A 24847-nucleotide genomic window follows, 5' to 3' on the forward strand; every position below is an offset into this window, starting at 1 on the left:
GGCTAAAGCCGTCCCCGGCCAAGGCCTCGCCAAACGGGGAAGGTCGATTACCAAAGCGGGAGTGGCAACGCCATTCCACATCCTGCTATTGAGCGGTCAAATTTCTGATCGCAACGATTTCAAGCCACAAACCAAGGAGCGCCGACTTTGGCAAAACCATTATTAAGGTGCCGGAATGGTAGGGCGAGAGGCAAAAGTCGATGAAACTTCATCAATTGCGCGCGCTAGCGGAGGTTGCCAGGGCCGGAAGCATCCAGCGTGCAGCGCGCGCCATGCATGTTTCGCAGCCCGCACTGAGTAAATCGATCCGCGAATTGGAGCGCCAGCTCGGCGTATCGCTAGTTGTCCGCAATGTGCAGGGTGCCACCTTGACACCTTTTGGTGCAATCCTGGCAAAACGCCATGACAGCATTCAGAAGGAGCTGGATAAAGCCCATGAGGAAGTCGACTGGCTGAAGGGTACGCTGGGAGGGCGGTTGCTGATCGGCATTTCACCGCCGATTGCAGGCACGAATATCGCGGACGTATTTGCTAGCTTTCGCGAGCGCCAACCGTCTGTGGAACTGACTTTGCTAGAATTGAGACCTGCACATATTTTTGATGCGGTGCGCAGCGGAACACTCGATCTCGGCATCGTCCACCATTATGGCAGTTTGGATCTCGCGGGTCTGCAATACGCTGCGTTGAGAAGCTATCCGACGATGCTGGCGGTTGGAGGACAAGGCCCTATACTGCCCGAGACAATCGACCAGCTGATGGCGCTTGAATGGATCACCGGCGACTTGGCCGACTATCATCACGGATATATCCCCGTCCTCGCCGACCGGCTGGGCTGTAATGTTCCAAAGCGGATTTCCCGTTGCACGTCTATTGCAGTTTACTTCAAGCTTGCAGAGCAACAGGCGCTCATCAGTCATTGGGCCGATATCAAGAATGCGCATCTTGATCACAGGTTCGAGAGTGGCGCGCTGACTAAGGTTGATCTCGGCATTGACCTGCCTGAAATGCATATTGCGCTTATTCAAAGGGACGAAGAGCTGCTGACACCCAGCGGCGCGCTGTTGGCTAAGGCCATCCGCGCGTCCCTGCAATAGCGCTATCACTCCAGGTTATAGGGATGAACAGACGATAAGGGCGCGGTTCGGCGGGCACGGCTATGTTGCTCTGCATCCATAATCAGAACCGGAGGAAGCTATGAAGCGCATCGCCGCTCTCACCACCTTGACACTGCTGCTCTCGTCGGCGGGAGCCCTTGCGGAGACGACCGCCATCCCCAGGGTCCCAGACCCCAACGGCGGTGGAGACAACAAAGCAGTGATTGACCGGATGCTGGAAGGCGCAATGCCCCGGTTGGAAGCGCTTTATCGCGATATCCACCAGCATCCTGAACTTGGCTTCCAAGAGCGCAGAACGGCGAAGTTGCTAGCCAAGAAAATGCGCGCGCTCGGCTTCGACGTGACAGAGAATGTAGGCAAGACAGGCGTAGTCGCCATTTACCGGAATGGACCCGGGCCGGTGACACTGGTGCGAACTGAAATGGACGCATTGCCAATGGAGGAAAAGACGGGACTTACTTTCTCCAGCCGCGCAAAGGCTGAGCTTGATGGCAAGCAGAGCTTCGTAGCGCACAGCTGCGGCCACGATGTACACATGGCGTGGTGGGTCGGCACAGCGCAGGCGCTGGTTTCGATAAAGCATCGATGGCGCGGCACATTGCTCTTCATCGCCCAGCCCGCCGAAGAACCATTGGGTGGCGCCAAGGCAATGTTGGATGACGGCCTCTTCTCCCGCTTCCCCAAGCCGGATTATGCGCTAGCGGCGCATGTTGGCGGCGGCTTGCCGCTTGGCGCAGTCGTGATGAAGGATGGAGTCATCCTATCTGCGTCCGACGCGTTGGAAATCACCTTCAACGGTCGTGGCGCGCACGGATCGGCGCCCAGTTCGTCCATCGACCCGATCGTCATGGGCGCGCATTTCGTCAGCGACGTACAGACAATTATCAGCCGACAGAAGGAAGCGGCGACGTTTGGCGTCCTCACGGTCGGCGCTTTTCACGCAGGCAGCGTCGGCAACATCATCCCGGACACAGCGACGCTCCGACTTAGCCTGCGCTCCTTCACGCCGGAGGTGCGCGCCCTCCTGCTTAGCGGCGTGGATAGGACCGCGCGTGCGGTGTCGCTCATGGCAGGCGCACCGGCACCAACGATCACCCAGCTGAACGGAACGGCATCAACGCTCAATGATGCCAGCCTCATGGGCAAGATCGCACCCATTTTGAAGGCTGCATTCGGCTCTGGCGTGATCTCGATCCCCGCCAGTGCCCCTGGCTTTTCCGGTAGCGAGGATTTTTCCGAATTCGCTGCAAGGGGCATCCCCTCCGCCTATCTCATGGTCGGAGGCGACCGGCCCGAAACACTTGCCGATTATAAGGCGCGCGGGATGGCGCCGCCCACCAACCATTCGCCACTCTATGCACCGGCAGCATCGGCAGCGATCCGCAATGGCGCAACGGCGCTAATCCTATCGGTGCTGGCCCTGAACGCGGATACAAATCGCTGAACCGCTCCGCTGGCGGTTTCTGCTCGCATGGTTTCTGACCGGTATCTGCGGATCAAATGGAGAAACGAATGTTCGGCTCGAAGCGCCATCGGCCCCATTGGCCGATGGCGCTTCGCCTTACTCAACTACCGAAATGATATCGGACCGATACGCCGTACATTCGGGGCTCCCCATATATGTAGGAGTTGAAGCCATTCTGATAGGATACGCCCTGGCTACTGATGATATACTTTACGTTGGTAAGGTTGGTTGCGAACGCGCCGAGGTCAAAGTTCGATCCTGCGACATTCTGCCACTGCAAGTTCATGCTGAGCAAGCCATAACCATCTCCCGGGCCGCACTGGACTGACCCAGCATAGGTGCCCGAATTCAGGCGGGGGCAGTTTCCGCCGATATAGGCGAACGGTTCGTCGACCGGCGCCTTGGAAGGCGACGTGTATTGGGCGTCGATATAGGAATAAGTAGCGGAAATGCTGACCTTCCCGATGGACTCATCCAGCGGCAGATCCACCCTACCGGTAATGCTGAACTGGTTCTTCGGCGTGAACTGGAAAGGTATACCAGTCAGGACGCACTGCCCCGTCGCGCCATTGAACGGAACGCCCACGCCGCAGTCGAAGCCGGGCGGCAGGCCGAAGGCGGGAATGCCGTCAGGAAACAGCGATGGCGTTGCATATTTGTCATATTTCGCAGCGATGTGCGAATAGGTCCCGGATAGCGTGAGCCAGCTTGCGGGCCGCAACTCGCCTTCGAACTCCACACCCTGGATATGCGCTTTCCCAGCATTGCTGGTCTGCGCGCCAAAGACCTGTTGCCCATTATAGAAATAGGCGGTTCCGCCTGTCCTCTGCAGATCCTTATAATCCGTGTAGTAATAATTGATATTCGTGCGGATCGGAATGCTGCCGATGTGCCAATCGGCTTTTATGCCTGCTTCATAAGCCGTTACGAATTCGGGCTGGAACGAACGTAGTTCAGGCGCGGGCGTTGCAGTGCCGACGCCGCCTGTCTTGTATCCACGACTGACCTTTGCGTACAACAACACATTCTTGTCGACATTGTAGTCGAAGCCCGCCGTCCAGTTTGGCGCCTTGAATTTGGCGCTCGATGACGTAACCGGAGCGTCAGGGAGGCCGAAGTTTGAGAAGGCCGTCAGCTTGTCCCATGTATAGCGATAGCCGACTGTCAACCGTAGTCCATCAAGACTGTCAGAGAAACTGCCGAACGATAACGTTCCCTGCGCATAAAGCGCTTTGCTGTCTGAACTTTGACCTCTTCTTGTCGGATTAGACGCGCTGACAAGCTGCGGGCCTGTCGGCTTAACATTCTGGTAGTAAGCGCCTACCGTGAAGTTGAGCGCGTCTTCACCCAAATTGCCTTGAATCTGAGGTTCGATCGAATATTGGCGTGCGTCAGTGTAATAGTTATATTTCGAAAATCCACCGGGACTAATCTCATCCCCCCCGATCAAAGTTCCGCCTTGTGCGGATGGCGGCCTGTGATCGTCGGGATAGCCGTCACCATCAAAAGGCGCGCTGTTCTTCAGATGCTGATAATTGGCGATGTTGCGGAAGGTCAAAGCATCCGTGAGTTCTGCCGAAAAGATATCTGTCACGGAGAAATAGCGCGTGCGTTCGCTAAAGAGCAGTGGGCTAAGGGCTACCGAACGGATTCCGCGATCAATCTGTTGCTGCAGATATGTGCTGAACGGCAGCCCCGTTTGAGGATCGACACCGGCGGGAACGGCGTTGAGCACCGTCCCGGTGCCATGTTCCTGAACGCGAGCGAAGGTCGCAAGAAGATAATTCTCAATCCCGTCCGCCGGGCGCCAAGTCAGTCCTGCGCGGAATGAATAACGGTTGCGATTGTCCAAGTCTGTGTCAGTGGTTATCTCGTGCGTAAAGCCGTCCCGCTTTTGATAAATGCCGGCGACACGCAGCAAGAGTTTGTCTTCAACAATTGGCACGTTGAGAGCACCGCGCAATTCGATCGAATCGTAATTGCCATATTGGATCTGGCCATAGCCTTCGAGCCGATCGGTTGGACGCTGCGGCTCGAACAAGACGGCGCCGCCTGTCGTGTTGCGGCCGAACAGCGTGCCTTGCGGCCCGCGCAGTACCTGCAGGCTGGCGAGGTCATAATAATTGAGGCCGCCACCATTCTGCGCATTATTACGCTGATCGGCGATGATCGGAACCTCGGCCGAATAAAGCACCACGCCTGGGGCTGCATTGAAAGTCGCGCCTTGGCCACGGATGGTCACGTTCTCGCTATTGCGCTGCTGGCCAGAGCCGCCGACAACGAGCGACGGTACTTGTCCGAGCAAGTCCTGCGTGTTTGAAATATTTCGCTGCGTGAGCGAGCCAGCATCAAAGGCAGTGGCAGAGATCGGGACATTTTGAAGCCGTTCGGCCCGCCTGCGTGCCGTCACGATGATTTCCGACAGACCGGAGGCCGCAGGACCGCTTGCCGCTGCCGTGGGCTCACCCGGTCCCGTCGACGTCTGAGCAAAGGCCGTTCCAGCGCAGCCTGCGAGAGCTACACTCCCCATCAAGGTGCGAACGAGAAATAGATGTCGCGCAATCATGAAATCTCCCCTTTTTGCCTGGTCATACTTTTCGAATATTTTTCTATCATCGACTGGACATGATAGTTATAAAGATAATCGTATATCCATCGATGTAAAAATTCATGCCATTAACCAGAATGGTTATGACTTGAATAACGTCAGAATTATCAATCACGAATCGATTTACGAACTTATCAGCTCTTATCTTAAACTTAGTAAGATCACTCCGACTCGGAGATCTGATCATCAGCGGATGGAGTCTTTCCTTTCTAACTCTCCGTGATATCTGCGCCTTTCCTATACCTCCCCGCTGAGCAACGTGTGCCCGCGCCAAATACTTGGTGGATGACAAGATTTTGTCAATGGGGAAAATCAGATGTCCCGGACGATCGTCAGGGAGAAGTGCGATTTGCGCGTCTCACCGCGAGCCCACTGGGTCTCCCTGATCTTTTACCCCATTTCCGTTTCGTCGGTTGATCGCCGCCCAGCCAGAGATATAAGCGGCCCATGAACGATGACCGTATTGGAACCAAGCGCCGGAAACCTGGCGTCTATTCGCGCGGAGCCGAAACGGTGAACGCCATCCTTAAGGCGGCGCTGCATGTATTGGTCGAGGAAGGCGCCAGCGCCTTTACGCTCCAACGCATCGCTACCGAATGCGGTTTGAAGGTCGGTCACGTCAATCATCACTTTCCGCGCAAGGAGCTGTTGGTCGAGGTCCTGCTCGACGAAATTCTTGTTGCGGGGGAAGCCCAGGTCAACGGGGCGATGGAACAGCCCAGTCTTTCCGCGGAGGACGGGCTAGCGCGGTTGATCGCCCATATTCTTGATGACGTCAGCACGAAGCAGACCGCGCATCTGTTTACCGAGCTTTGGGCCATGGCCAACCATAACAAATTGGTGGCGGATAGGCTGGGAGCACTGCATCGCCATGTCCATCGGATGATCACCTCTTTCGTGGAGCGGTTGAACCCCGCGTTGAGCCATGAGGATGCGGCAGTGGTAGCCATATTCATATATGGCGCGACGGATGGAATGACGATGTTTTCGGGCTTTGGGCGGCCATGGGCATCCGACATGCCCGGCGTCAAGAATATCGCAGTCAAGGGCTTGGTAGAGCTAGCAAAAACGATCACTCCGCGAGACATATCGAAACTCCCCAAGACAGGCGCTAAATCCCCGGCCAAGCAGGGCTGACGCGCAGGGCGCCAAACGGAAATGGGATGATCAGAAACACGGCCTTTTCAGGCCTGCCTCTGCGTGCGCGTGAGAAATGCGCACTGCTCAAAAAACGGTCATTGACAAAACTTGGTGATTGCCAAATATTCAGACCATGCTTCTGACGACGGAATTGCCCGGCGGCAGGAGTCGTAGTTTCACGACGCAAGGCGAAAGTCGGCACCGCAGCCAAACTGCGCACCGGCTGCAATTTCGATCGTCCTCATCGTTGGATGGATGAACTGAAGAAAGATGTTCCGGGCAATAGAATGATATTGTTCTGAATAAGATAATTTCGAGAGGTGATATGGGTATTCAGGACAAGCTGGATCGCTCGCAATACACGGTGTCGATGGATGATTATGCCGAAGGCATTGCAACACGGCTGAAGTTATTGATCGAAACCGATCCGCAAGTCGCGGCAGCGATACCGGACCCTGCAATCAACACTGCAAAGCGTCGCAGCGGTCTCGGTTTCGCCCAGATCGTGGCAATTTGCATGGAGGGCTATGCTGACCGACCTGCGTTGGCCGAGCGCGCGGTGGAACTGAAGGTCGATCCCGCGACCGGGCGCACCACGCGGGAAATCCAGAAGCATTTCGAAACGACAAGCTACGCCACGTTATGGGACCGGGCGCGTCGACTTGCCGCCTTCTGGCACAATAATCCTGATGAGTCGCTGGGAGCCGATGAGTTTCTCTGCCTTCTTGCCTTTGGCAGCGTGGACTTTGCGACGGTCGATCTTGCCGCGATCCACAATGGGGCAGTGGCGGTTCCCCTTCAGGCCAATGGCGCGTTCCAGCAATCGCTGTCCATCTTCAACGAGGTGGCGCCCAGTTGGCTGGCGGTCAGCCTGGAATATATCGAAACGGCCGCCGAACTGGTCATCCAGGGCCATCGTCCGCGCGGTGTGCTGCTGTTCGATTATCATCCGGAGGTTGATGACGAGCGCGAGCGGTTCGAGGCCGCCCGGGCAAAGCTCGCCGATGCGGGTCTGTCGCATTTGCTGGTCACGCTGGAAACGGCTCTGGCGGAGGGCAGCGCGATGCCGCCCGCGCCACTGTTCGATAAGGCGGACGGAGAGCGGCTCTCCACCATCTACTACACATCGGGAAGCACCGGCCTGCCCAAGGGCGCGATGCTGCCTGAGCGGATGATCAAGCAGCTGTGGCTCGTCGATTCGCCCATGCCGATGATCAACCTCATCTACATGCCGATGAACCACACGTCAGGGCGGAGCATCGTCTTCTCGCTCCTGGGGCTGGGCGGCATTGGCTATTTCACGGGCAAGAAGGACCTGTCCGAACTGTTCGACGACATGCGCATCTGTCGACCGAGCTACATGATGCTGGTCCCGCGCGTGTGCGAAATGATTTACCAGCAATATCAGGTCGCGCTCGACCGGCGCTCCGTACCCGGCGCGGACCTGGACACGGTCAAGGCCGAGTTGCTGCGCGAAACCCGCGATATTCTCCTCGGCGGGCGGCTGCTCGTCGCTTCATTCGCCTCGGCCCCGCTCGCCCCTGAACTATCGCAGTTCATGGAAGAATGTCTGGGCTACAAGCTCGGCAATAATTATGGCGCCACCGAAGTCGCCGCAGTGCTGACCGACAACCGGGTCGTTCGTCCGCCAGTGATCGACTATAAGCTGGATGACGTGCCTGAGCTTGGCTATTTCAAGACCGATAAGCCTTATCCGCGCGGTGAGTTGCGGATCAAGACGTCGAGCATCATGCTTGGTTATTACAAGCGACCTGATGTGACCGCCGAAGTTTTCGACGAAGACGGATATTACAAGACCGGCGACATCATGCAGGAAATTGCCCCTGACCATCTGGTCTACATCGATCGCCGCAACAATGTTCTGAAGCTCGCGCAGGGCGAGTTCGTCGCCATTGCCCGGTTGGAGGCGATCTTCACCAACGGCGATCCGCTCATTCGGCAAGTCTATCTATACGGCAGCAGCGAGCGCGCATTTCTGGTGGGCGTCTTTGTGCCCAATGAAGCGACGCTCCAGCAGATGGGGATTGCCGATGACCCGGCTGCGATCAAGGACGCGTTGCGCGAAGCGATCCAGAACATCGCACGCGCCGAACAGTTGCAACCTTATGAAGTGCCGCGCGACTTCATCGTCGAGCATGAGCCCTTCAGCGCAGAGAATGGCCTGCTGGCGGGCATCGGCAAATATCAGCGGCCCAAGTTCAAGGAACGCTATACCGGCGCGCTTGAAGCCGTTTACGACAGGATCGCGGCAAGCCAGCAGGATGAGCTTGAGGCGCTGCGCCGTGAAGGCAAGGAGCTTCCCGTGCTCGAAGCCGTCGCCCGCGCCGTCAAGGCGACGCTCGGATTGGAGGATGTCGATCTTTCCAAGCGGATGAGCTTCTCCGATCTGGGTGGAGACTCGCTCTCGGCCGTGTCCTGCTCGCTGCTGCTTGAAGATATTTACGGCATCGATGTGCCGGTATCGGTCATCAACAGCCCTGCCGGAAGCATGCAGGACCTCGCCCAGTTCATCGAACGGGGTCGGAGTGGCGAGGCGAAGGGAACGACCTTTGCTTCGGTGCACGGCGCCGGTGCGAAGGAGATCCGCGCGAGCGACCTGACGCTGGATCGCTTCATCGATGGCAGTGTCCTCGACGCGGCGCGCAACGCCTCGCCTCCTTCGACGGAAGTGCGGACGGTTTTCCTCACCGGAGCGAACGGCTTTTTGGGGCGGTTCCTAAGCCTGGAATGGCTGGAGCGCATGGCCGACGTAGGCGGCAAGCTGATCTGCGTCGCGCGTGGTCGCGACGCAGCAGCGGCACGGCAGCGCATCGCGCAGGTCTTCAGCAGCGACCCGCAACTTAAGAGCCGCTTCGAGGCACTCGCCGACGCGCATCTGGAGGTTCTGGCAGGCGATCTTGGCGAACCGCAGCTTGGCCTTGCCGATGCCGATTGGAAGCGGTTGGCCCAGGATGTGGATCTGATCGTCCATCCAGGCGCACTGGTGAACCACGTCCTGCCCTATCATCAGCTGTTCGGCCCCAATGTCGCAGGCACGGCGGAGGTCATCCGCTTGGGCATCACGCATAGGCTAAAGCCCATCAACAATGTCTCGACCGTGGCGGCGGCCCATACGCCGGACGGCGTGATGATCGACGAAGACGCCGACGTACGCACGACTTCCTCCGTCCGGCCGCTGTCGAGCGAGGGCTATGCCGATGGCTATGCCAACAGCAAATGGGCGGCTGAGGTTCTGTTGCGGGATGCGCATGATCGCTTCGGCCTGCCGGTTGCGACCTTCCGCTCAGACATGATCCTGGCGCACAGCCGTTATGAAGGGCAACTCAACGTCCCCGACATGTTCACCCGCTTGCTGCTCAGCATCGTGGTTACGGGGCTGGCGCCGCGGTCTTTCTACAGCGGCACGGCCAAGCCACATTATCCCGGGCTGCCGGTGGACTTCACGGCAGAGGCCATCGCCGTCCTGGGGGCCAAGGCGACGAGCGGCTATCGCACCTACCATGTCATCAATTCCCATGATGACGGCATTTCGCTGGACAGCTTCGTCGATTGGATAGACGCCGCCGGATATCCGGTCCAACGGATCGAGGATTACGCCGACTGGCTCGAACGTTTCGGCACCGCCATGCGTGCGCTGCCCGAGGATCGGCGGCAACATTCGTCGCTGCCGCTGCTGCACCAGCTACAATATCAGATGCCGGGAGAATTCGGGACCAGCGTTCCTTCCGCCCGCTTCCGCGCGGATGTGATCCGGCATGAAGTGGGCGCTGCCAAGGATGTCCCGCATCTGTCGCGCGAACTGATCGGCAAATATCTGGCTGACCTCTCCGGTCTCGGCCTCATCTAAGGACAATAGACACAGTCATGACCAAATTGACCAAAGGCTATGCCGCGCTGGCCTCCGATACCGATCTGGAGCCCTTCTCCTTCGCCCGCCGGGATCTTCGTGCCGACGACGTGGCGATCGATATCCTCTATTGCGGCGTGTGCCATTCTGACCTGCATCACGTCCGCAATCACGGAGGGTATGTCACCTATCCGACTGTTCCTGGCCACGAGATCGTTGGCCGGGTGGCGGCTGTCGGGAGCAGCGTCAGCAAATTCCAGCCCGGCGACATGGTTGGGGTGGGCTGCTATGTGGACTCCTGCCAGAAGTGCAAGCCATGCAACGCGGGCGAAGAACCCTATTGCGTGGAATATGCCACGCCCACCTATGGGTTCGCGGATCGGCATGACGGCATGCCATCGCAAGGCGGCTATTCCGAAAATATCGTCGTGTCGGAAAAATTCACGGTACGCATCCCCGACGGCCTGGACCCGAAGGCGGCCGCGCCACTGCTGTGCGCAGGCATCACCACTTATTCGCCGTTGCGTCACTGGAAGGTCGGCGCGGAGCACAAGGTGGCGGTGGTCGGCCTTGGCGGCTTGGGTCATATGGGGCTGAAGTTCGCCAAGGCGATGGGCGCCGAAGTGACGCTCTTCACCCGCAGCCCGGGCAAGGAGGAAGAAGCGCGCCGCCTAGGCGCGGACCATGTCGTGCTGTCAACTGACGAGGCGCAGATGGCGGCGGCGGCCAACAGCTTTGACTTCATCCTCGACACTGTTCCCAACGCGCATGACGTGAATCCCTATGTCGCGACACTTGCGTGGAACGGGACACTCATCCTGCTGGGACTGCTCGGCCCGATCGATCCGCCGTTGCACAATGTGTCGCTGATGATGGGCCGCAAGTCGGTCGCCAGCTCCAATGTCGGCGGGATCGCCGAGACGCAGGAGATGCTCGATTTCTGCGCAGAGCATGGCATCGCGAGCGACATCGAACTGATCAACATTCAGGACATCAATGCCGCCTATGAGCGCATGGAAAAGGGCGACGTGCGTTACCGATTCGTCATCGATAACGCATCGTTACGGGAAAAATGAGGCAGCTATTGTGAGCAAAGGTAGCCGCTCGTCACAGTTGACGTGACGGCTACGCTCGCCTTCTCCACTTTTTTGGGATCGCCATAATATGAGCAGCCTTGCGCAACGGCGCGCCGCCGCTGACCCGAACAGGCGGACAGCGCGCATGATGCTCGTCCGGGCATTTCTCGCGCAGAACACAGCCACAGGGTGCGCGTTTGGCGGCTTTGCGGTCAGCATATTGGCGATTCAGGCCCGTTTCGACACGACGCGGAGCATGGCGGCGATGGTCCTTGCCCTCACGGTGCTGGCGATGAGCGGGCTGGGTCTGATCGTCGCGGGAATGATTTCCCGGATCGGCCTGCGCAACACCATGATGACCGGTGCTGTGCTTTCGATAACGGGCTATCTTCTGCTTGCCTTGGTGCAATCGATTGAGGCTACACTTATCGTATGCACGCTCGCGATCGGCCCTGGCGCTTCTCTGCTCGGAGGCTTGCCGCCTAGTATATTGGCCGGGAATTGGCATCCACAGGCGCGAGGAAGGGCGGTCGGGATTGCGTATATTCCGCTATTCGTCACTGTCATTCCCCTGCTCGGCCTTGCAGTCATACAAAGATTTGGTCTGCCGGCATTCTTCGTGACCCTAGCGGTACTGCACATTTTGCTCCTGCCCGTACTGCTGGGCATTTCGGAGCCACCGCAGAGCGATTGCCCCGAAAGCGCCACAGTGGCTGCGGGCTCACGACCTTCCATCCTCTCGCATCCGCTGTTCTGGGGGGTGTTGATCGGCGAGGGTGTCCTTCAGGCGAGTACCATCACCGGGTCTGCCCATATCGTTGCCATCGCAACCGAATATGGGGTCGCGGCCCGCTGGGGAGCGCTGCTCCTGTCTATCAAGGGCTTTGCAAGCATATTCGGGTCCATCCTGGCAGGACTGGCTTGTGATAAATTTGGCCCCGCCCGCACATTGAGTGCTGCCGGTGCAGGATTGACCGTCAGTTGGATCCTAATTTCAGCAAGTGGCTGGTTTCCAGCATTGGCGCTGGCGATGATAATCATGGGCATATCGGGAGCGGCCATTTTCCCGCTGGTTGCGGTTCTCGTCGCCCAGATATTCGGGGTAGCGGCATTTCCGCGTACTATAGGATTTCTGGGCGCATTCACCCTGCCCTTCACATTCGGCGCTCCGGCCGCAGGATGGCTTCGCGATACGACGAACAACTATCATGTGGCTATGTTGCTGCTCATGGCTCTATCTTTCGGCGCGGCTATCAACTTTGCTTGGATGAGCCGGACACAGGGCGGTAGAGCCTTGGCGTCGTGAAGATTCTCATCCTTGCTCTTACCTTCGAAAATTAAGCAGAAGCGCTGGGCTGTCTGCCGCATACAAGTGCTGGCGGTTGGGACGCAGGATAAAGGCGAGGCGGAAGCGGCCTGATCAAAGGGGAATGGTGGAATGAAGACCCGGATTACCGAGCTTACTGGCACGCGCTATCCCATCATCCAGGGTGGCATGCAGTGGGTGGGCCGCGCCGAGTTGGCTTCGGCGGTGTCCAATGCCGGTGGCCTCGGCATACTGACGGCGCTGACCCAGCCGACGCCCGAGGCGCTGGCCGCCGAGATCGAGCGGTGCCGCACGATGACGGACAAGCCGTTCGGCGTGAACCTGACCATATTGCCGACCGCGCAGCCGGTTCCCTACGAAGCCTATGCCGAAGTCATTGCTGGATCAGGCGTTGGCGTGGTCGAGACCGCCGGGCGCAGTCCCGCCGAGTTCATCGCTCGGTTCAAGCAGGCGGGCGTCAAGATCGTCCACAAATGCACTGCCGTCCGCCATGCGCTGTCGGCCCAGCGTGCAGGCGTCGATGCCGTGTCGATCGACGGGTTCGAAGCGGCGGGTCATCCGGGCGAGGATGATATTCCGGGCATGGTGCTGATCCCCGCTGCGGCGCGGGCGCTGGACATCCCGATCCTGGCGGCGGGCGGCATGGCGACCGGGCGCAGCATGGCGGCGGCTCTGGCCCTGGGCGCGGAGGGTGTGACCATGGGCACCCGTTTCATGCTGACCAAGGAAGCGCCGATCCATGAGGCGATCAAGCAGGCGGTGGTGCAGGGGACGGAGCGCGACACGACGCTGATCTTCCGCCAGCTGCGCAACACGGCCCGCGTGTTCCGCAATGCCGTCGCGGAGGAGGTGAACGTCAAGGAACGAGAGCCCGGCGCGACCTTCGAGGATATTCGGCCGCTGGTCGCCGGTGCGCGTGGTCGCGCTGCGCTGGAGAGTGGCGAAGTGGATGGCGGGCTGGTCTGGGCCGGGCTTGGCATCGGTTTGATGGACGACATTCCGACATGCGCCGAACTGATCGAGCGCATCGTGGGCGAATGCCGCGAGGCGCTGGGCCGCGCCGTGGCGCTGACCGGGGAGGCAGATCCGCCTATGGGATAAGGCGCTGCGACTGCTCAGACCGGCACATGGCTCGCGAAAAGCGCCATCGCTCCTCGCGAGCCTGTTTCCTGCAAAATCAACCGCCGTTCTGGCTCAGCTGAAGCATGTGACCCTCCGGATCGGCAACAAAGGCGACCTGCATGCCGCCCATGCCGGGAACTTCCCGCGCTGGTTCCAGAACACGTCCACCGGCTTTTTCCACTCGGGCGATCAGGTCGGCGATATCCTTCGTTGCCAGGCCCAGAATTAACTCGTTTGCGGCAGGCGTCTGGGTGTCGTGGAACTGAGCAAGAATGAACAGCGGCCCACCCTCGTAGGTCGGCATAAACACGACTTCGCTGACTTTCCGCCCATTGATTTCCGCTTCAACGCGGTTCATCTCGACCAGACCGATGGCCGAGGAATAGAAGGACACCGCCTTGTCCAGGTCCTTGACCTGGAGTTTGGTGAACATGAAATCGGTGTTGCCGTTCTTGCCAGAGGGTATAGCCACGTTTTGTCTCCTATTCTGACATTCTCGCACAGCGATTGACTGGTCGCCGAACTGCGTGAAGCGGTGGATGAAGCCGCCCTTAGGCAGCTTGATCCATTGCATCGGGCGGGATGTTCGTAGGACCACCAATATCATAGACCGTGGCCAGCAGTCCGACGAACGCATTGTCGTTCATGGGGTCGGTCGGCACTTCGAACTGGACACCACGCTTCTTCATGTCCTCGATCAGCATGTTGATCGCCTGCTCATGGGTGATGTCGTCTCGGTGATCGTAGGTCAGCTTGAAATCGTCCATGTCCTTGAACAGGCGGGCGCCCCAATGAACCAGGAAGCGCATTTCCTCTTCCGGCACCTTCTGGGTGACCTTGCCAAAAGTTTCGATCTGCCAGCCGGTCGGATCCTGCGCATCAGGGCCAAAGGTCGAACTGATGTCGAGCCCTTGCGGCCTGCGCATGGCGACCGGACCCGCAGCCTGTCCATGGTGGAACGTCATCTCGTTTTCGACGACCACCGCACGGCCCCACATGGGGGCGTTGATCTGCATGGCCTCACCGCTCGGCCCATCAGGCCAGCAGTTGAAGCCGCCGCCGATCTTACCTTTATAATACCAGGCGATCACCTGGCCCTTCTTCGAGCGCCAGCGATTGAACAGGCAGGACTTCGCCATGGTCAGCAGCAGCCAGAGCGGCGTGTTTTCCATCGTCAAACCACGGAAGACAGTGCCATCCAGATGGGGTGGCCCGCCAAGGGGGGTTGGTCCCTGGATATTGAAGAGGAAGGTCTCCGGCTCGGCATATTGGCAGTCGTAATAATTACGCACCAGCTCGAGAAAGCGGGAGTTGTAATAGCAATCCTCGATCTCCGGGTAGAAGCAGGTTCCCCCCCGCGCCAAATATCCTCGAAATCCGGGATAGATGCCAATCATGTCCCAGGTCAGCTTGACCCCTTCCGGCAATTTCTTGCCTGCGCCTGAAGTCGTGGCGATAACCTCCTCTGGCGTTTTGAAGTTTTCTGCCAGCATCAACGGCCAAGGACCATTGTTACGAGCAACGCTCAACAAACGCGCATGCTGATCGTCCGTATACGCCTTATCGATCAACTGCGGAGGTGCGACCGGGCGGAATTGCTCAGCGAGATCACGAAGCATCATCTAGTCTCCTAATGGTATTCGGTTTTCATCCGTTTCCTGTTTACGGAAGCGGATCAAATGGTCAGCATTTCCATTTCGCGCGGTGCGGGCTTGGCGGCATCATCGGCGCGCGTGACGTTGAAGTCTTCTTCGCGGGGCGAGCGCAGGACATGCCAGATGCGCGAGTTGTGGCGCGGGATGGCGAGGATGACCTTCTTCTGCCCGTCGGCGCCCTTGTCGCGATAATAGCCATGGGCGCTGCCGCACTGGACCCAGGCGGTCTTGGCCAGGTTCGCATCGACATCGTCGATGAACGCCTGCGTCGCCTCTGGCGACACATCGAAGGATGACAGATGATCGTCCACCATCCATTGCAGCAGTTCGATGATATAATGGACCTGCTGCTCGCTCACCACCGCATGGTTGGCGACCAGATAGCTGTAGGGCGCGCCCATGAAGACGAAGTTGGGGAAGCCGGTGATCAGCATGCCTTCATAGGAGAAGGGATGCGGGTCGAACGCGTCCGTCAAAGTTTCGCCGCCGACGCCGCGAATGTCGAACTGCCGCCCGAAATGCAGATTATAGCCGGTCGACAGCAGCAGCACATCGCATTCGATCCGCGTGCCATCGGCCAGGATCACCGCGTCCTGCTCGGCCTCGGCCAATTCGCCGCGCACGATCGACACATTGGGCTTTTTGAGCGTGTCGTAAAAGCCGCAATCCAGGATCGGCCGCTTGGCGAACACCGGGAAGTTGGGTGTCAGCAATTCCACCATCTCCGGATCGTCCGGGAAATGACTCTTCAGATAGCCTTCGCACATCATGCGCATGCCGTCGTTGATCGGGCCAAAACCGCCCGTCTTCGCGGCATAGTCCTCATCCTTCATGATCATGCCGTGCATGTCGCGCATCTGGCTGTGCAGGCTTTGCAGCCGCTTCCACTGCGCGACGAAGGGCACATATTCCATCGCCCAGCGCTCGAGTTCCGCCACCGGCGCATGGGCCTGCGGATTGGGGATGATATGTTCCGGCTGGCGCTGCACGATCACCAGCTCGCCGACCTTGTCGGCAATGGCCGTCGCCACCTGTACGCCCGAACAGCCCGTGCCGACCAGGACGACCTTCTTGCCCGTCAGATCGACCGAATGGTCCCAGGCGGCCGAATGAATGACCGGCCCCTTGAAGCTGTCGAGATGCTTCACCTTGGGATAATTGGGATTGTTGTTGGGTCCCACCGCCATGATGAGGACGTTGCACTCATGGCTTTCCGGCTTGCCGTTCCGGATCGCCTTCACCGTCCAGATCTTGCGCTTCTCGTCCCATTCCGCACCCTCGACCCAGGTGCCGAACCGGATCCGGTCGCGAAGGCCATATTTGTCGGTGACGCGATCCAAATAGGACAGGAATTCCTGGCCGCGCGGGTAGAATTGCGTCCAGGAAGCATTGGGCTCGAAGGAGAAGGAATAGATGCGGCTCGGCGTATCGACCGCCGCGCCCGGATAGGTGTTGGTCAGCCAGTTGCCGCCAACCGTGTCCATCGCCTCCAGCACGGTGAAGTCAAATCCCGCCTGCTGCAATTTGATGGCCGCGTTGATGCCCATCATGCCCGCGCCCACAACCAGCACCTTGAAATCGGCGGGCGGGACATCGGCCGCCTTGCGAATGCGCGTGTCGGTGGTGAACCCGGCATGCTGGAACGCGACATCCACCGACATTTCGGGAAGGTCCTGACCCAGCAGCAAACGGCTCATCCGCTTGAACATCGGCCGGTCCAGTTGCGGCATGACCGGAGGCTTCCCGGCCTTTACCGCCACGCGCAGGCGATCGCGGATCTCGGCGACCACGGCCGGATCGATGGCAGGCCGTTCTTCATGCGCATGGATATCGACGAACGTCTCGACCAGCTCTTCCTGGCGGCCGTCGATCGCATCCCAATAGTGGTTCAGCAGCGTCCGATTGCCGGTCATCTGGATCAACGCCATCAGCGCCATGGTGGGGTCCAGCGCATCGATCGCGGCATCGACCCTGGCATTCATGTCCAGCACCCGTTCGTGCATCCCGTTTCTCCTCATATGCGCCCGCTTTCGGACTCGATGAGAATATATTACACATTAGTGTGTAATTGGTCAATGACAACTCTGCTTGCCATTGCTCTTCCGCTGCGCGACGAGGCAAAAGATGAATGAAACGAGCACCAAGAGGCGAGCGGGCCGCCCGACGGCGGAGGCGGCCGAACAGAAGCGCATGAACCTGATTCTCATCGCGGTGGAGGAATTTGCCCGCGCAGGCTTTCACGCAGCATCCTTGCGCGACATCGCGGAAAAGGCGCAGGTTTCTAGCCGCACCCTCTACAATCATTTCCCCGACAAACTGGCGCTTTTTGCCGCCTGCCTCGAATATTCGGGCGCACAGCTTCAGCCGGACGTCCCCGAGCTACAGGGTGATCTGCACACGCGCCTTGTCACCTACGCGACGGAAATGCAGCGCCAGCTTTCCTCGACGCGCAGCATGCGGATTTCCCGGCTTATCTACCGGGAAGGCGGAGAGTTCGACGAACTGCGAAAGATCGCTCGTCACCAGTTTGAACGGTATCAGGTCAGTCCGGTTGCGGCGATGTTGAAGAAAGAAGGCGCCTCCGCCGCGGAAAGCCGCAGCTTCGCCATGCAATTCGTCGCCATGGCCTTTGGCGAATGGCAACGCCGCTTATTGTTCGGCGAGCCTCCGCTTACGCTCAGCGAAATGGCCGCGCATGCACGGTTGGTCACGGGACTGTTCCTGAACGGCATCCGTTCAAACCTGGGCAAAATGGACAGCTGACTTTCCCACCCCTTCAGAGAAATGCGATAACGGGACCCGACACGCCACTCTCCGCGTTTTGCCATCATGATGGGAGAAGCGGGCATGGAGCACATAGAGTTGGGGGCACCGGTGGCGGTCAAGCCATCGGAAGAAGATAGCACCGACGGGAACATCGTGGCTGGCGACGGCCGGGCAGCCGTTCTGCTTGATCTGCTACACGTCCTGAAGAACCGTGGATATAGTTTCATCACCCCCACGCCCGCCACGCATGCACGGGTTGTCGAACGAGCGTCGCGTCGGCCCGCCCATGACCTACGGGATATTTTCGGCTGGTCGCTACCGTTCGATCCGAAGCTGCTGGACCCGGAACTTGCTCGCATCCTGACAAAGGCCAACGCACTGGAAAGATATGAAGACGGCCTGAAAAGCCGCTTCCGCGTGTCATCGCTTGGGAACGACCTATTCCTTCACTCCGCTTATCCAACCGATTGTCAGGAAGCGGTATTCTTCGGGCCTGACAGCTATCGTTTCGCGCGATTGATCGGCGATGAATTGTCTCGATGCCCGCAAAAGAAGGGCGCGCGGCTTGTCGATATCGGCACGGGCGCTGGGGTAGGCGGGATTGTAGCGGGTCATCTTTGCCCTGCTGTCGATATTTTGATGACCGACATCAATCCCCTCGCGCTTTATCTCGCCCGCATCAACGCGCAGGCCGCCGGTATCACGGCCCGCTTCCTCCAGACCGGGGACCTGTCCGCGACACATGGGACGTTCGACCTCCTGCTCGCGAACCCTCCTTATATCATGGACGCCGCAGGCCGCGCCTATCGTGACGGCGGGGGCATGCACGGTGCTGAAGTATCGCTGATGATGGCACAGCAAGCCCTTTCCCGGCTGACAGCTGACGGGCGCTTCATTCTTTATACGGGTAGCGCGATCGTCGGTGGCCGCGACAAGCTGAAGGACCGATTGGCTGATCTTGCGGCGGCGCGGAACTGCGCACTACGCTACACCGAAATCGACCCGGATGTGTTTGGCGAAGAACTGGAAAATCAGGCCTATTCCGATGTCGACCGCATCGCGCTCATAGCCGCGATCATCGAACGAAAGGACAGCGCAGCTTGATCGCGGTGAAGGGTCGGCCGTTGCACCTTCTTGCCGGTCTTCTCATCGGCCTGATTGCAGGCATCGCTACCAGCGGACGGACACAGGAGTGGGTCGGTAAAATCCTGCTGCCGATCGGCAGTCTGTGGCTCGACGCCCTAACCATGACGGTGGTCCCGTTGATCTTCGGCCTGCTCGTCACCGGCATCGCCTCCGCCTCCCGCAATGCCGCTGCTGGCAGCATCACGACCCGCGCGCTCATCCTCTTCGCCCTGATGCTGGCCGCAGCCTCTGTAACAGCGGCAGTATTGGCAGAAGGGCTGTTGCGGCTATGGCCCGTCACCCAAGGATTGGTGGAGGCCGGAGGCACCTCCCCTCCCCCTCTTTCACACAGCGAATGGTTTCGCGGAATCATTCCTGCAAATCCTCTGAAGGCCGCCGCCGAAACTGCCATGGTGCCGCTCGTCACATTCGCGATATTCTTCGGCTTCGCCATCTCCCGCATCAGCACGGACCTGGCCGATCCACTGCTTGGACTGCTGCGCGGACTGGTCGAAACCATGCTGATCATCGTGGGTTGGGTGCTGGCGGTTGCACCTGTCGGCGTAGCCGCCTTGGCATTCGGCGCGGGCGCCAAGCTGGGCGTCGGCGTGGTCGGCGCCTTTGCCCAATATGTGGCGGTTGTCATAGCCTGCTGCCTTGCCGCCACGCTGCTCGCCTATATCTGGGCAGCTTTTGCAGGCGGTCGCTCCCCATTGCGCTTCGGGCGATCGGCCTTGGCCGCTCAGGCGGTAGCACTGGGCACCCAATCATCACTCGCGACCTTGCCGGTAATGGTGGATGCGGCCCGCGAGCTGGATGTTCCCGAAGAAACAACTGCCATCGTGCTGCCGATGGCGGTTTCGCTATTCCGCGCGGCCAGTGTCGCCGCAAACGTCGCGGTCACCATCTATCTCGGGCATATGCACGGCATCTTTCCTGGGGCCGCGACCCTTGCGCTGATCGCGTTGGTCGCCGTTCCCATCAGCCTCGGCGCGGTAGGTCTTCCGGCCCAAATATCCTTTTTCGCGACGATCGCCCCTGTCTGCATCGCTGCGGGCATTCCCGTCACAGCACTGCCGTTGCTTCTCGCGATCGAGGCTATCCCGGACCTGTTTCGCACGGTGGGCAATGTAACCAACGATCTCGCCGCCGCCTGCGCCATCAGGCCAAAGCCGTCACTATCCGCAGAGCAGATCCCGTGAAAGTCAGGTCGGCCCCAGGGGCACCACATTGAATTCATATTTCACGATATCCACCGCGATACCGGAATCGATATGGGCAACACCCTCGATGCCGGAAATATGATCGTAGAGGAATTGCTGAACCTCGGAAAAATCGTGCAGCGCCACCATCAGTTCCAGGTCATATCCGCCGTTCATCGCGTTGACGCTAAGCACCTCGGGGAATTTCGCCAGATCGCGGCCCACATCCTGAATGCCGCGCCCCTGCACCCTGACGCCCACGGCCAGGATGACATTATATCCCCTGGCGGCGAAGTCGGTCACGGCGACCACGCGCATGGCGCGCGCATCTTCCATCTTCTGCAACCGTGCCGAAACGGTCGCGGCGGTCACCGATAGCTGCTGCGCAATATCCTGATTGGTCGCTCGCCCATTGGTCCGCAGGATTTCGATGATATTATTGTCCAGCGCGTCCAATGAGGGCGGCGCTGTCATCCGCCCATTCCTTATCTGCATGCCGCCATGACTCCCGTCGATCCACGGAGGTATAGCGTGTGGAAATGGAGAGTGCCACATGAGGCGTGTGAAGCCGACGGCATACGCCTTAACGCGTTTCGCGAGGACGCAATGCTATCATGTAAACCTCGCCGAATATTACGACGGAGATCATCGCTCAGCGACCCGATGCGTAAGAAACGCGCAATTTAGCTATGTAAAAAAATCTGCGGCGCCACCCTAGGTTACCGTCGCCGTTTCAGAACGCTCCGTGCCGCATCCACCGCCATTTGCGCCCGCTGGTGGGCGTTGCTGCCTTTATCGATGGCGTTTTGCTGGGGTATTTCGACGCTGATTGGTGTTGTGGGATTGAGGGCGTGGACGAACGCTGGGATGTTGAACGCGCCTTGTCCGGGGAGTTGGCGCTGGATGCCGGCTTCGCGTTCGATCTGGTCGGGATCGATGGTTGGTGGGCCGTCGGCTATCTGGGCGATGGCGATGGCGGGATGGGCAAGGAGGGGGAAGCTGGTGTCTGGTTCGGGTCCACGCATGATGTGGAGGAGGTCGGCTGTGACCTTGATGTCGGAGCGGCCGGAGCGGGCTATTTCCTCAAGGGCGGCGCTTAAGGTTTGGACCTGGGAGGGGGGATAAAATTCGATTGCGAGGGCGATGTCGAACGGGGCGGCGAGCTCGGCCAGTTCGACGAGTTTCTCGGTACGGCGGATGGGATCGCGGTCGTAGCACAGGACATTGGCGAGGGGCGCGCCAAGCGCTGCGCCGGTTTCGAGCGCAGGGATAAAGTCAGCAGGGTTGGTGCGCCCCGCCATGGTGAAGGGGTAGACAAGGTCGACCGTGACCCCGGTGGCGGCGAGCGCGGCGCGGGTCTGGCGCAGCGCCTGGGGGTCGCGCACCAGGTCATAGGCGGGCATGGCGGGCAGCACCTCCATCGAGTGGAGGAACGGGCAAATGCCCTCGCAACCCACCTCTGCGGCGATTTCGGCAAGCTGCCAGGGGGTAGTGTCGGTGACGGTGATATGGTCGAGCGACAGGCGCTTGTCGGCCATATCCTCTCCTCCTGTTATGTGTGAACCGGGCGCGGGGGCCGCGCCCGGCGGCGTGTCAGGCGGCGGCTTCGCGTTCCTTGACCATGTCGAGGGCGACGTCGACGATCATGTCTTCCTGCCCGCCGACCATCTTGCGACGGCCGAGTTCAACGAGGATGGTGCGGGTGTCGAGGCCGTAGGTTTCGGCGGCCTTTTCGGCATGACGCAGGAACGAGGAGTAGACCCCGGCATAGCCAAGCGCGAGGGTTTCGCGGTCGACCCGAACCGGCCGGTCCTGCAGCGGGCGGACGAGGTCCTCAGCCGCGTCCATCAGCGCCATGACGTTACAGCCATGGTTCCAGCCCTTGCGCTCGGCAGCGGCGATGAACACTTCCAATGGCGCATTGCCAGCGCCCGCGCCCATGCCGGTCAAGGAGGCGTCGATCCGCACCGCGCCGCACTGGGCCGCGACGATCGAGTTGGCGACGCCGAGGCTGAGATTGTGATGCGCATGGATGCCGCGCTGGGTTTCGGGCTTCAAGACCCGGTCATAGGCTTCGAACCGGGCCTTGACCCCGTCCATGTCGAGCGCGCCGCCGCTGTCGGTCACATAGACGCACTGCGCGCCATAGCTTTCCATGAGGGCCGCCTGGCTCGCCAGCTTCTCCGGCTCGATCATGTGGCTCATCATCAGGAACCCCGAGACGTCCATGCCAAGATCGCGGGCGATGCCGATATGCTGTTTCGAGACGTCGGCCTCGGTGCAATGGGTCGCGACCCGCACCGAGCGCACGCCGATGTCATAGGCGCGGCGCAGTTCCTCGACCGTGCCGACGCCCGGCAGGATCAGCGTGGTGAGCACGGATTTGGTCAGCACCGAGGCGACCGCCTCGAGCCATTCCCAATCGGTATGCGCGCCGAAACCATAGTTGAAGCTCGCGCCATTGAGGCCGTCGCCATGGGCGACCTCGATCGCGTCGACCCCTGCGTCATCCAGCGCCTTGGCGATCGATTTCACATGGTCGATGCCGTACATGTGGCGGATGGCGTGCATGCCATCGCGTAGCGTCACGTCCTGGATATAGAGCTTGTCGCCCGCCTCGACGTTGAACGGAGATGTGATCTGGGCGCTCATGCGGCCACCTTCTTTCCTTGCGCGATGCGCTGCGCGAGCAGCTCGCCGGTCGCCTTGGCGGCGGCGGTCATGATGTCGAGATTGCCCGAATAGCTCGGCAGATAATCGCCAGCGCCTTCGACCTCGAGCAGGATCATGGTCTTGACCCCGGTGAACTCGCCGCGACCGGGGATGGTGAGTTTGTTGTTGTCGCCAAAGCGCTCGAACTGCACGTCCTGCTTGAGGCGATAGCCCGGCACATAGGCCTGCACCTTCTTGACCATCGCCTCGACCGAGGCGCGGATCGTCTCTTCATCCGCGCCTTCGGACAAAGTGAACACGGTGTCGCGCATGATCATCGGCGGTTCGGCGGGATTGAGGATGATGATCGCCTTGCCCTGCGCCGCGCCGCCGACCTTTTCGATGGCGCCTGCGGTGGTGCGGGTGAACTCGTCGATATTGGCGCGGGTGCCGGGTCCTGCCGAGCGCGAGGAGACCGACGCGACGATCTCGGCATAATGGACGGTCGCGACCTGGGAGACGGCGGCAACCATCGGGATCGTCGCCTGCCCGCCGCAGGTCACCATGTTGACGTTGCCAGCATCGAGATTGGCTTCGCCGTTGACCGTGGGGATGGTGTAGGGGCCGATCGCGGCGGGGGTGAGGTCGACCACCTGCTTGCCGTCCTTGCGCAGCGCTTCGTCATGGACCTTGTGGGCATAGGCACTGGTTGCGTCGAACACGATGCCGATCTCGGGATAGACATCCATCTTCATGAGGCCTTCGAGGCCCTCATGGGTGGTGGCGACGCCGCGCTCGCGCGCCATGGCGAGGCCTTCGGACGCCTCGTCGATGCCGACCACGGCCACCAGTTCCATATTCTGCGGATATTTGATCATCTTGATCATGAGGTCGGTGCCGATATTGCCCGACCCGATGATCGCCGCCTTGACCTTGCCCGTCATTACTTACTCCTCACGGCATCGCCCGCAAGCGATGCGCCACTTTTCATATTCAGATAAAGCGCGCGGTGCAGTTGCCAACCCCGTGGAGCTGCATCTCGAACACGTCTCCTGCCTTGGCCGGTTCGAGCGGCACCAGGCTGCCCGACAATATCACATCCCCGGCGTCGAGCGTTACCCCATAGGCGCCCAGCGTGTTGGCGAGCCAGGCGACCGCCTGTGCGGGCGAACCCTGCACCGCATGGCCATAGCCTTCCGACAGGGGCTGCCCATTCTTGGTGACGGTGACGTGGAGATTGGGGAGGTCATGGGCGCGGGGATCGACGCGCGCGTCCCCCAGCACATAGACGCCGCAGGAGGCATTGTCGGCGACGGTGTCGACGATGCCGATCTTCCAGTCCTGGATGCGGCTGTCGACGATCTCGAAACAGGGAACGATGCTCTCCGTCGCGGCGATCACATCTTCCGCCGTGACGCCCGGCCCCTTGAGGCTGTCTTTCAGGATGAAGCCGATCTCCGCCTCGGCGCGCGGCGCGATGAGGCCGTTTGCCGCGACATCGATATCGCCCTCGATATACATGCGGTCGGTCAGGAAACCGAAATCGGGCTGGTGCACGCCCAGCATGTCCTGCACGGCCTTGGAGGTGACGCCGATCTTCTTGCCGATGACGCGCTCGCCATCACCCTTGCGGCGTTCGAGCGCACCTAAGGAGATAGCATAGGCGTCATCGATGCCAAGCTGCGGGTAACGCGCCATCAGCGGCGGCACGGTGCGCCCCTCGCGC

At 59.9% G+C, this 24847-nt stretch carries 19 protein-coding genes and 1 pseudogene; 10 read left to right on the top strand and 10 right to left on the bottom strand.

From position 1 onward, the window contains the following. The first annotated feature begins 200 nt into the window (after positions 1-200). Together ACYU81_RS14785 and ACYU81_RS14790 are read left to right on the top strand one after the other, a co-directional pair. Positions 201-1094, top strand: a complete 894-nt coding sequence (locus ACYU81_RS14785; RefSeq protein ID WP_460988384.1) for a LysR family transcriptional regulator — start codon at positions 201-203, stop codon at positions 1092-1094. 100 nt (positions 1095-1194) lie between these two features. After that, positions 1195-2559 (top strand): amidohydrolase, encoded by a 1365-nt coding sequence (locus ACYU81_RS14790; protein WP_460988385.1) that lies wholly within the window; start codon positions 1195-1197, stop codon positions 2557-2559. Positions 2560-2680: 121 nt separating this feature from the next. On the opposite strand, the gene ACYU81_RS14795 is transcribed toward ACYU81_RS14790, so the two are convergent. Next, positions 2681-4621, bottom strand: coding sequence for a TonB-dependent receptor (locus ACYU81_RS14795; RefSeq protein ID WP_460989111.1), 1941 nt, complete (start codon positions 4619-4621; stop codon positions 2681-2683). A 63-nt stretch (positions 4622-4684) separates the two neighbouring features. Beyond that, positions 4685-5146, bottom strand: a pseudogene (locus ACYU81_RS14800) (TonB-dependent receptor plug domain-containing protein); the annotation flags it as partial. Between the two features lie 489 nt (positions 5147-5635). On the opposite strand from ACYU81_RS14800, the gene ACYU81_RS14805 reads away from it, so the two are divergent. The 5 genes from ACYU81_RS14805 (at position 5636) to ACYU81_RS14825 (ending at position 13700) form a co-directional block, all read left to right on the top strand. Beyond that, complete coding sequence (locus ACYU81_RS14805; RefSeq protein ID WP_460988386.1) at positions 5636-6325, top strand: TetR/AcrR family transcriptional regulator; 690 nt, start codon at positions 5636-5638, stop codon at positions 6323-6325. 328 nt (positions 6326-6653) lie between these two features. Next, positions 6654-10196 carry a carboxylic acid reductase gene (gene car / locus ACYU81_RS14810; RefSeq protein WP_460988387.1) on the top strand — a complete coding sequence of 1181 codons (3543 nt, stop codon included), beginning with the start codon at positions 6654-6656 and terminating at the stop codon, positions 10194-10196. Positions 10197-10213: 17 nt separating this feature from the next. Further along, a complete protein-coding gene (locus ACYU81_RS14815; protein WP_460988388.1) occupies positions 10214-11272 on the top strand; it encodes an NAD(P)-dependent alcohol dehydrogenase in 1059 nt (352 codons plus the stop codon). Between the two features lie 88 nt (positions 11273-11360). Further along, complete coding sequence (locus ACYU81_RS14820; RefSeq protein WP_449469110.1) at positions 11361-12578, top strand: MFS transporter; 1218 nt, start codon at positions 11361-11363, stop codon at positions 12576-12578. A 132-nt stretch (positions 12579-12710) separates the two neighbouring features. Next, positions 12711-13700: an NAD(P)H-dependent flavin oxidoreductase gene (locus ACYU81_RS14825; protein ID WP_460988389.1), complete on the top strand. Its 990-nt coding sequence runs from the start codon at positions 12711-12713 to the stop codon at positions 13698-13700. 76 nt (positions 13701-13776) lie between these two features. Here the strand turns inward: ACYU81_RS14825 and ACYU81_RS14830 are convergent, their stop codons facing one another. From ACYU81_RS14830 to ACYU81_RS14840, 3 genes are read right to left on the bottom strand one after another with little or no spacing between them, the layout of a single operon-like run. After that, positions 13777-14295 carry a VOC family protein gene (locus ACYU81_RS14830; RefSeq protein WP_460988391.1) on the bottom strand — a complete coding sequence of 173 codons (519 nt, stop codon included), beginning with the start codon at positions 14293-14295 and terminating at the stop codon, positions 13777-13779. Then, on the bottom strand, positions 14273-15340 hold the full coding sequence (locus tag ACYU81_RS14835; protein WP_460988392.1) for a hypothetical protein: 1068 nt from the start codon (positions 15338-15340) through the stop codon (positions 14273-14275). The genes ACYU81_RS14830 and ACYU81_RS14835 overlap by 23 nt, the downstream gene beginning before the upstream one ends. Before the next feature lie 56 nt (positions 15341-15396). Further along, positions 15397-17379 (bottom strand): flavin-containing monooxygenase, encoded by a 1983-nt coding sequence (locus tag ACYU81_RS14840; RefSeq protein ID WP_460988393.1) that lies wholly within the window; start codon positions 17377-17379, stop codon positions 15397-15399. A gap of 121 nt (positions 17380-17500) precedes the next feature. Between ACYU81_RS14840 and ACYU81_RS14845 the strand changes: the two genes are divergently transcribed. The 3 genes from ACYU81_RS14845 to ACYU81_RS14855 all read left to right on the top strand — a co-directional run bounded on the left by ACYU81_RS14845 (position 17501) and on the right by ACYU81_RS14855 (position 20469). After that, positions 17501-18139 carry a TetR/AcrR family transcriptional regulator gene (locus tag ACYU81_RS14845; protein WP_460988394.1) on the top strand — a complete coding sequence of 213 codons (639 nt, stop codon included), beginning with the start codon at positions 17501-17503 and terminating at the stop codon, positions 18137-18139. A gap of 84 nt (positions 18140-18223) precedes the next feature. Further along, positions 18224-19246, top strand: a complete 1023-nt coding sequence (locus ACYU81_RS14850; RefSeq protein ID WP_460988396.1) for a methyltransferase — start codon at positions 18224-18226, stop codon at positions 19244-19246. A 5-nt stretch (positions 19247-19251) separates the two neighbouring features. Further along, entirely contained in the window at positions 19252-20469 is a 1218-nt protein-coding gene (locus ACYU81_RS14855; protein WP_460989112.1) for a dicarboxylate/amino acid:cation symporter, read from the top strand. 3 nt (positions 20470-20472) lie between these two features. On the opposite strand, the gene ACYU81_RS14860 is transcribed toward ACYU81_RS14855, so the two are convergent. The 5 genes from ACYU81_RS14860 to ACYU81_RS14880 all read right to left on the bottom strand — a co-directional run bounded on the left by ACYU81_RS14860 (position 20473) and on the right by ACYU81_RS14880 (position 24819). Further along, positions 20473-20943, bottom strand: coding sequence for an Lrp/AsnC family transcriptional regulator (locus ACYU81_RS14860; protein ID WP_196227476.1), 471 nt, complete (start codon positions 20941-20943; stop codon positions 20473-20475). A 245-nt stretch (positions 20944-21188) separates the two neighbouring features. Beyond that, a complete protein-coding gene (locus ACYU81_RS14865) occupies positions 21189-22007 on the bottom strand; it encodes a sugar phosphate isomerase/epimerase family protein (RefSeq protein WP_460988397.1) in 819 nt (272 codons plus the stop codon). 55 nt (positions 22008-22062) lie between these two features. Then, complete coding sequence (dmpG, locus tag ACYU81_RS14870) at positions 22063-23121, bottom strand: 4-hydroxy-2-oxovalerate aldolase (protein ID WP_460988398.1); 1059 nt, start codon at positions 23119-23121, stop codon at positions 22063-22065. Then, complete coding sequence (locus ACYU81_RS14875; protein WP_449468766.1) at positions 23118-24065, bottom strand: acetaldehyde dehydrogenase (acetylating); 948 nt, start codon at positions 24063-24065, stop codon at positions 23118-23120. Before ACYU81_RS14875 ends, dmpG begins: the two co-directional genes overlap by 4 nt. Positions 24066-24114: 49 nt before the next feature. Then, complete coding sequence (locus ACYU81_RS14880) at positions 24115-24819, bottom strand: fumarylacetoacetate hydrolase family protein (RefSeq protein ID WP_460989113.1); 705 nt, start codon at positions 24817-24819, stop codon at positions 24115-24117. Positions 24820-24847: the final 28 nt, after the last annotated feature.

The organism is Sphingobium sp. TomTYG75 (assembly GCF_054771635.1).

Coding starts and splice junctions, on each gene's coding strand:
- ACYU81_RS14785 (WP_460988384.1), top strand. CDS start 201: ATGAAACTTCATCAATTGCGCGCGCTAGCGGAGGTTGCCAGGGCCGGA.
- ACYU81_RS14790 (WP_460988385.1), top strand. CDS start 1,195: ATGAAGCGCATCGCCGCTCTCACCACCTTGACACTGCTGCTCTCGTCG.
- ACYU81_RS14805 (WP_460988386.1), top strand. CDS start 5,636: ATGAACGATGACCGTATTGGAACCAAGCGCCGGAAACCTGGCGTCTAT.
- car (WP_460988387.1), top strand. CDS start 6,654: ATGGGTATTCAGGACAAGCTGGATCGCTCGCAATACACGGTGTCGATG.
- ACYU81_RS14815 (WP_460988388.1), top strand. CDS start 10,214: ATGACCAAATTGACCAAAGGCTATGCCGCGCTGGCCTCCGATACCGAT.
- ACYU81_RS14820 (WP_449469110.1), top strand. CDS start 11,361: ATGAGCAGCCTTGCGCAACGGCGCGCCGCCGCTGACCCGAACAGGCGG.
- ACYU81_RS14825 (WP_460988389.1), top strand. CDS start 12,711: ATGAAGACCCGGATTACCGAGCTTACTGGCACGCGCTATCCCATCATC.
- ACYU81_RS14830 (WP_460988391.1), bottom strand. CDS start 14,295: ATGCAATGGATCAAGCTGCCTAAGGGCGGCTTCATCCACCGCTTCACG.
- ACYU81_RS14835 (WP_460988392.1), bottom strand. CDS start 15,340: ATGCTTCGTGATCTCGCTGAGCAATTCCGCCCGGTCGCACCTCCGCAG.
- ACYU81_RS14840 (WP_460988393.1), bottom strand. CDS start 17,379: ATGCACGAACGGGTGCTGGACATGAATGCCAGGGTCGATGCCGCGATC.
- ACYU81_RS14845 (WP_460988394.1), top strand. CDS start 17,501: ATGAATGAAACGAGCACCAAGAGGCGAGCGGGCCGCCCGACGGCGGAG.
- ACYU81_RS14850 (WP_460988396.1), top strand. CDS start 18,224: ATGGAGCACATAGAGTTGGGGGCACCGGTGGCGGTCAAGCCATCGGAA.
- ACYU81_RS14860 (WP_196227476.1), bottom strand. CDS start 20,943: ATGACAGCGCCGCCCTCATTGGACGCGCTGGACAATAATATCATCGAA.
- ACYU81_RS14865 (WP_460988397.1), bottom strand. CDS start 22,007: ATGGCCGACAAGCGCCTGTCGCTCGACCATATCACCGTCACCGACACT.
- dmpG (WP_460988398.1), bottom strand. CDS start 23,121: ATGAGCGCCCAGATCACATCTCCGTTCAACGTCGAGGCGGGCGACAAG.
- ACYU81_RS14875 (WP_449468766.1), bottom strand. CDS start 24,065: ATGACGGGCAAGGTCAAGGCGGCGATCATCGGGTCGGGCAATATCGGC.
- ACYU81_RS14880 (WP_460989113.1), bottom strand. CDS start 24,819: ATGGCGCGTTACCCGCAGCTTGGCATCGATGACGCCTATGCTATCTCC.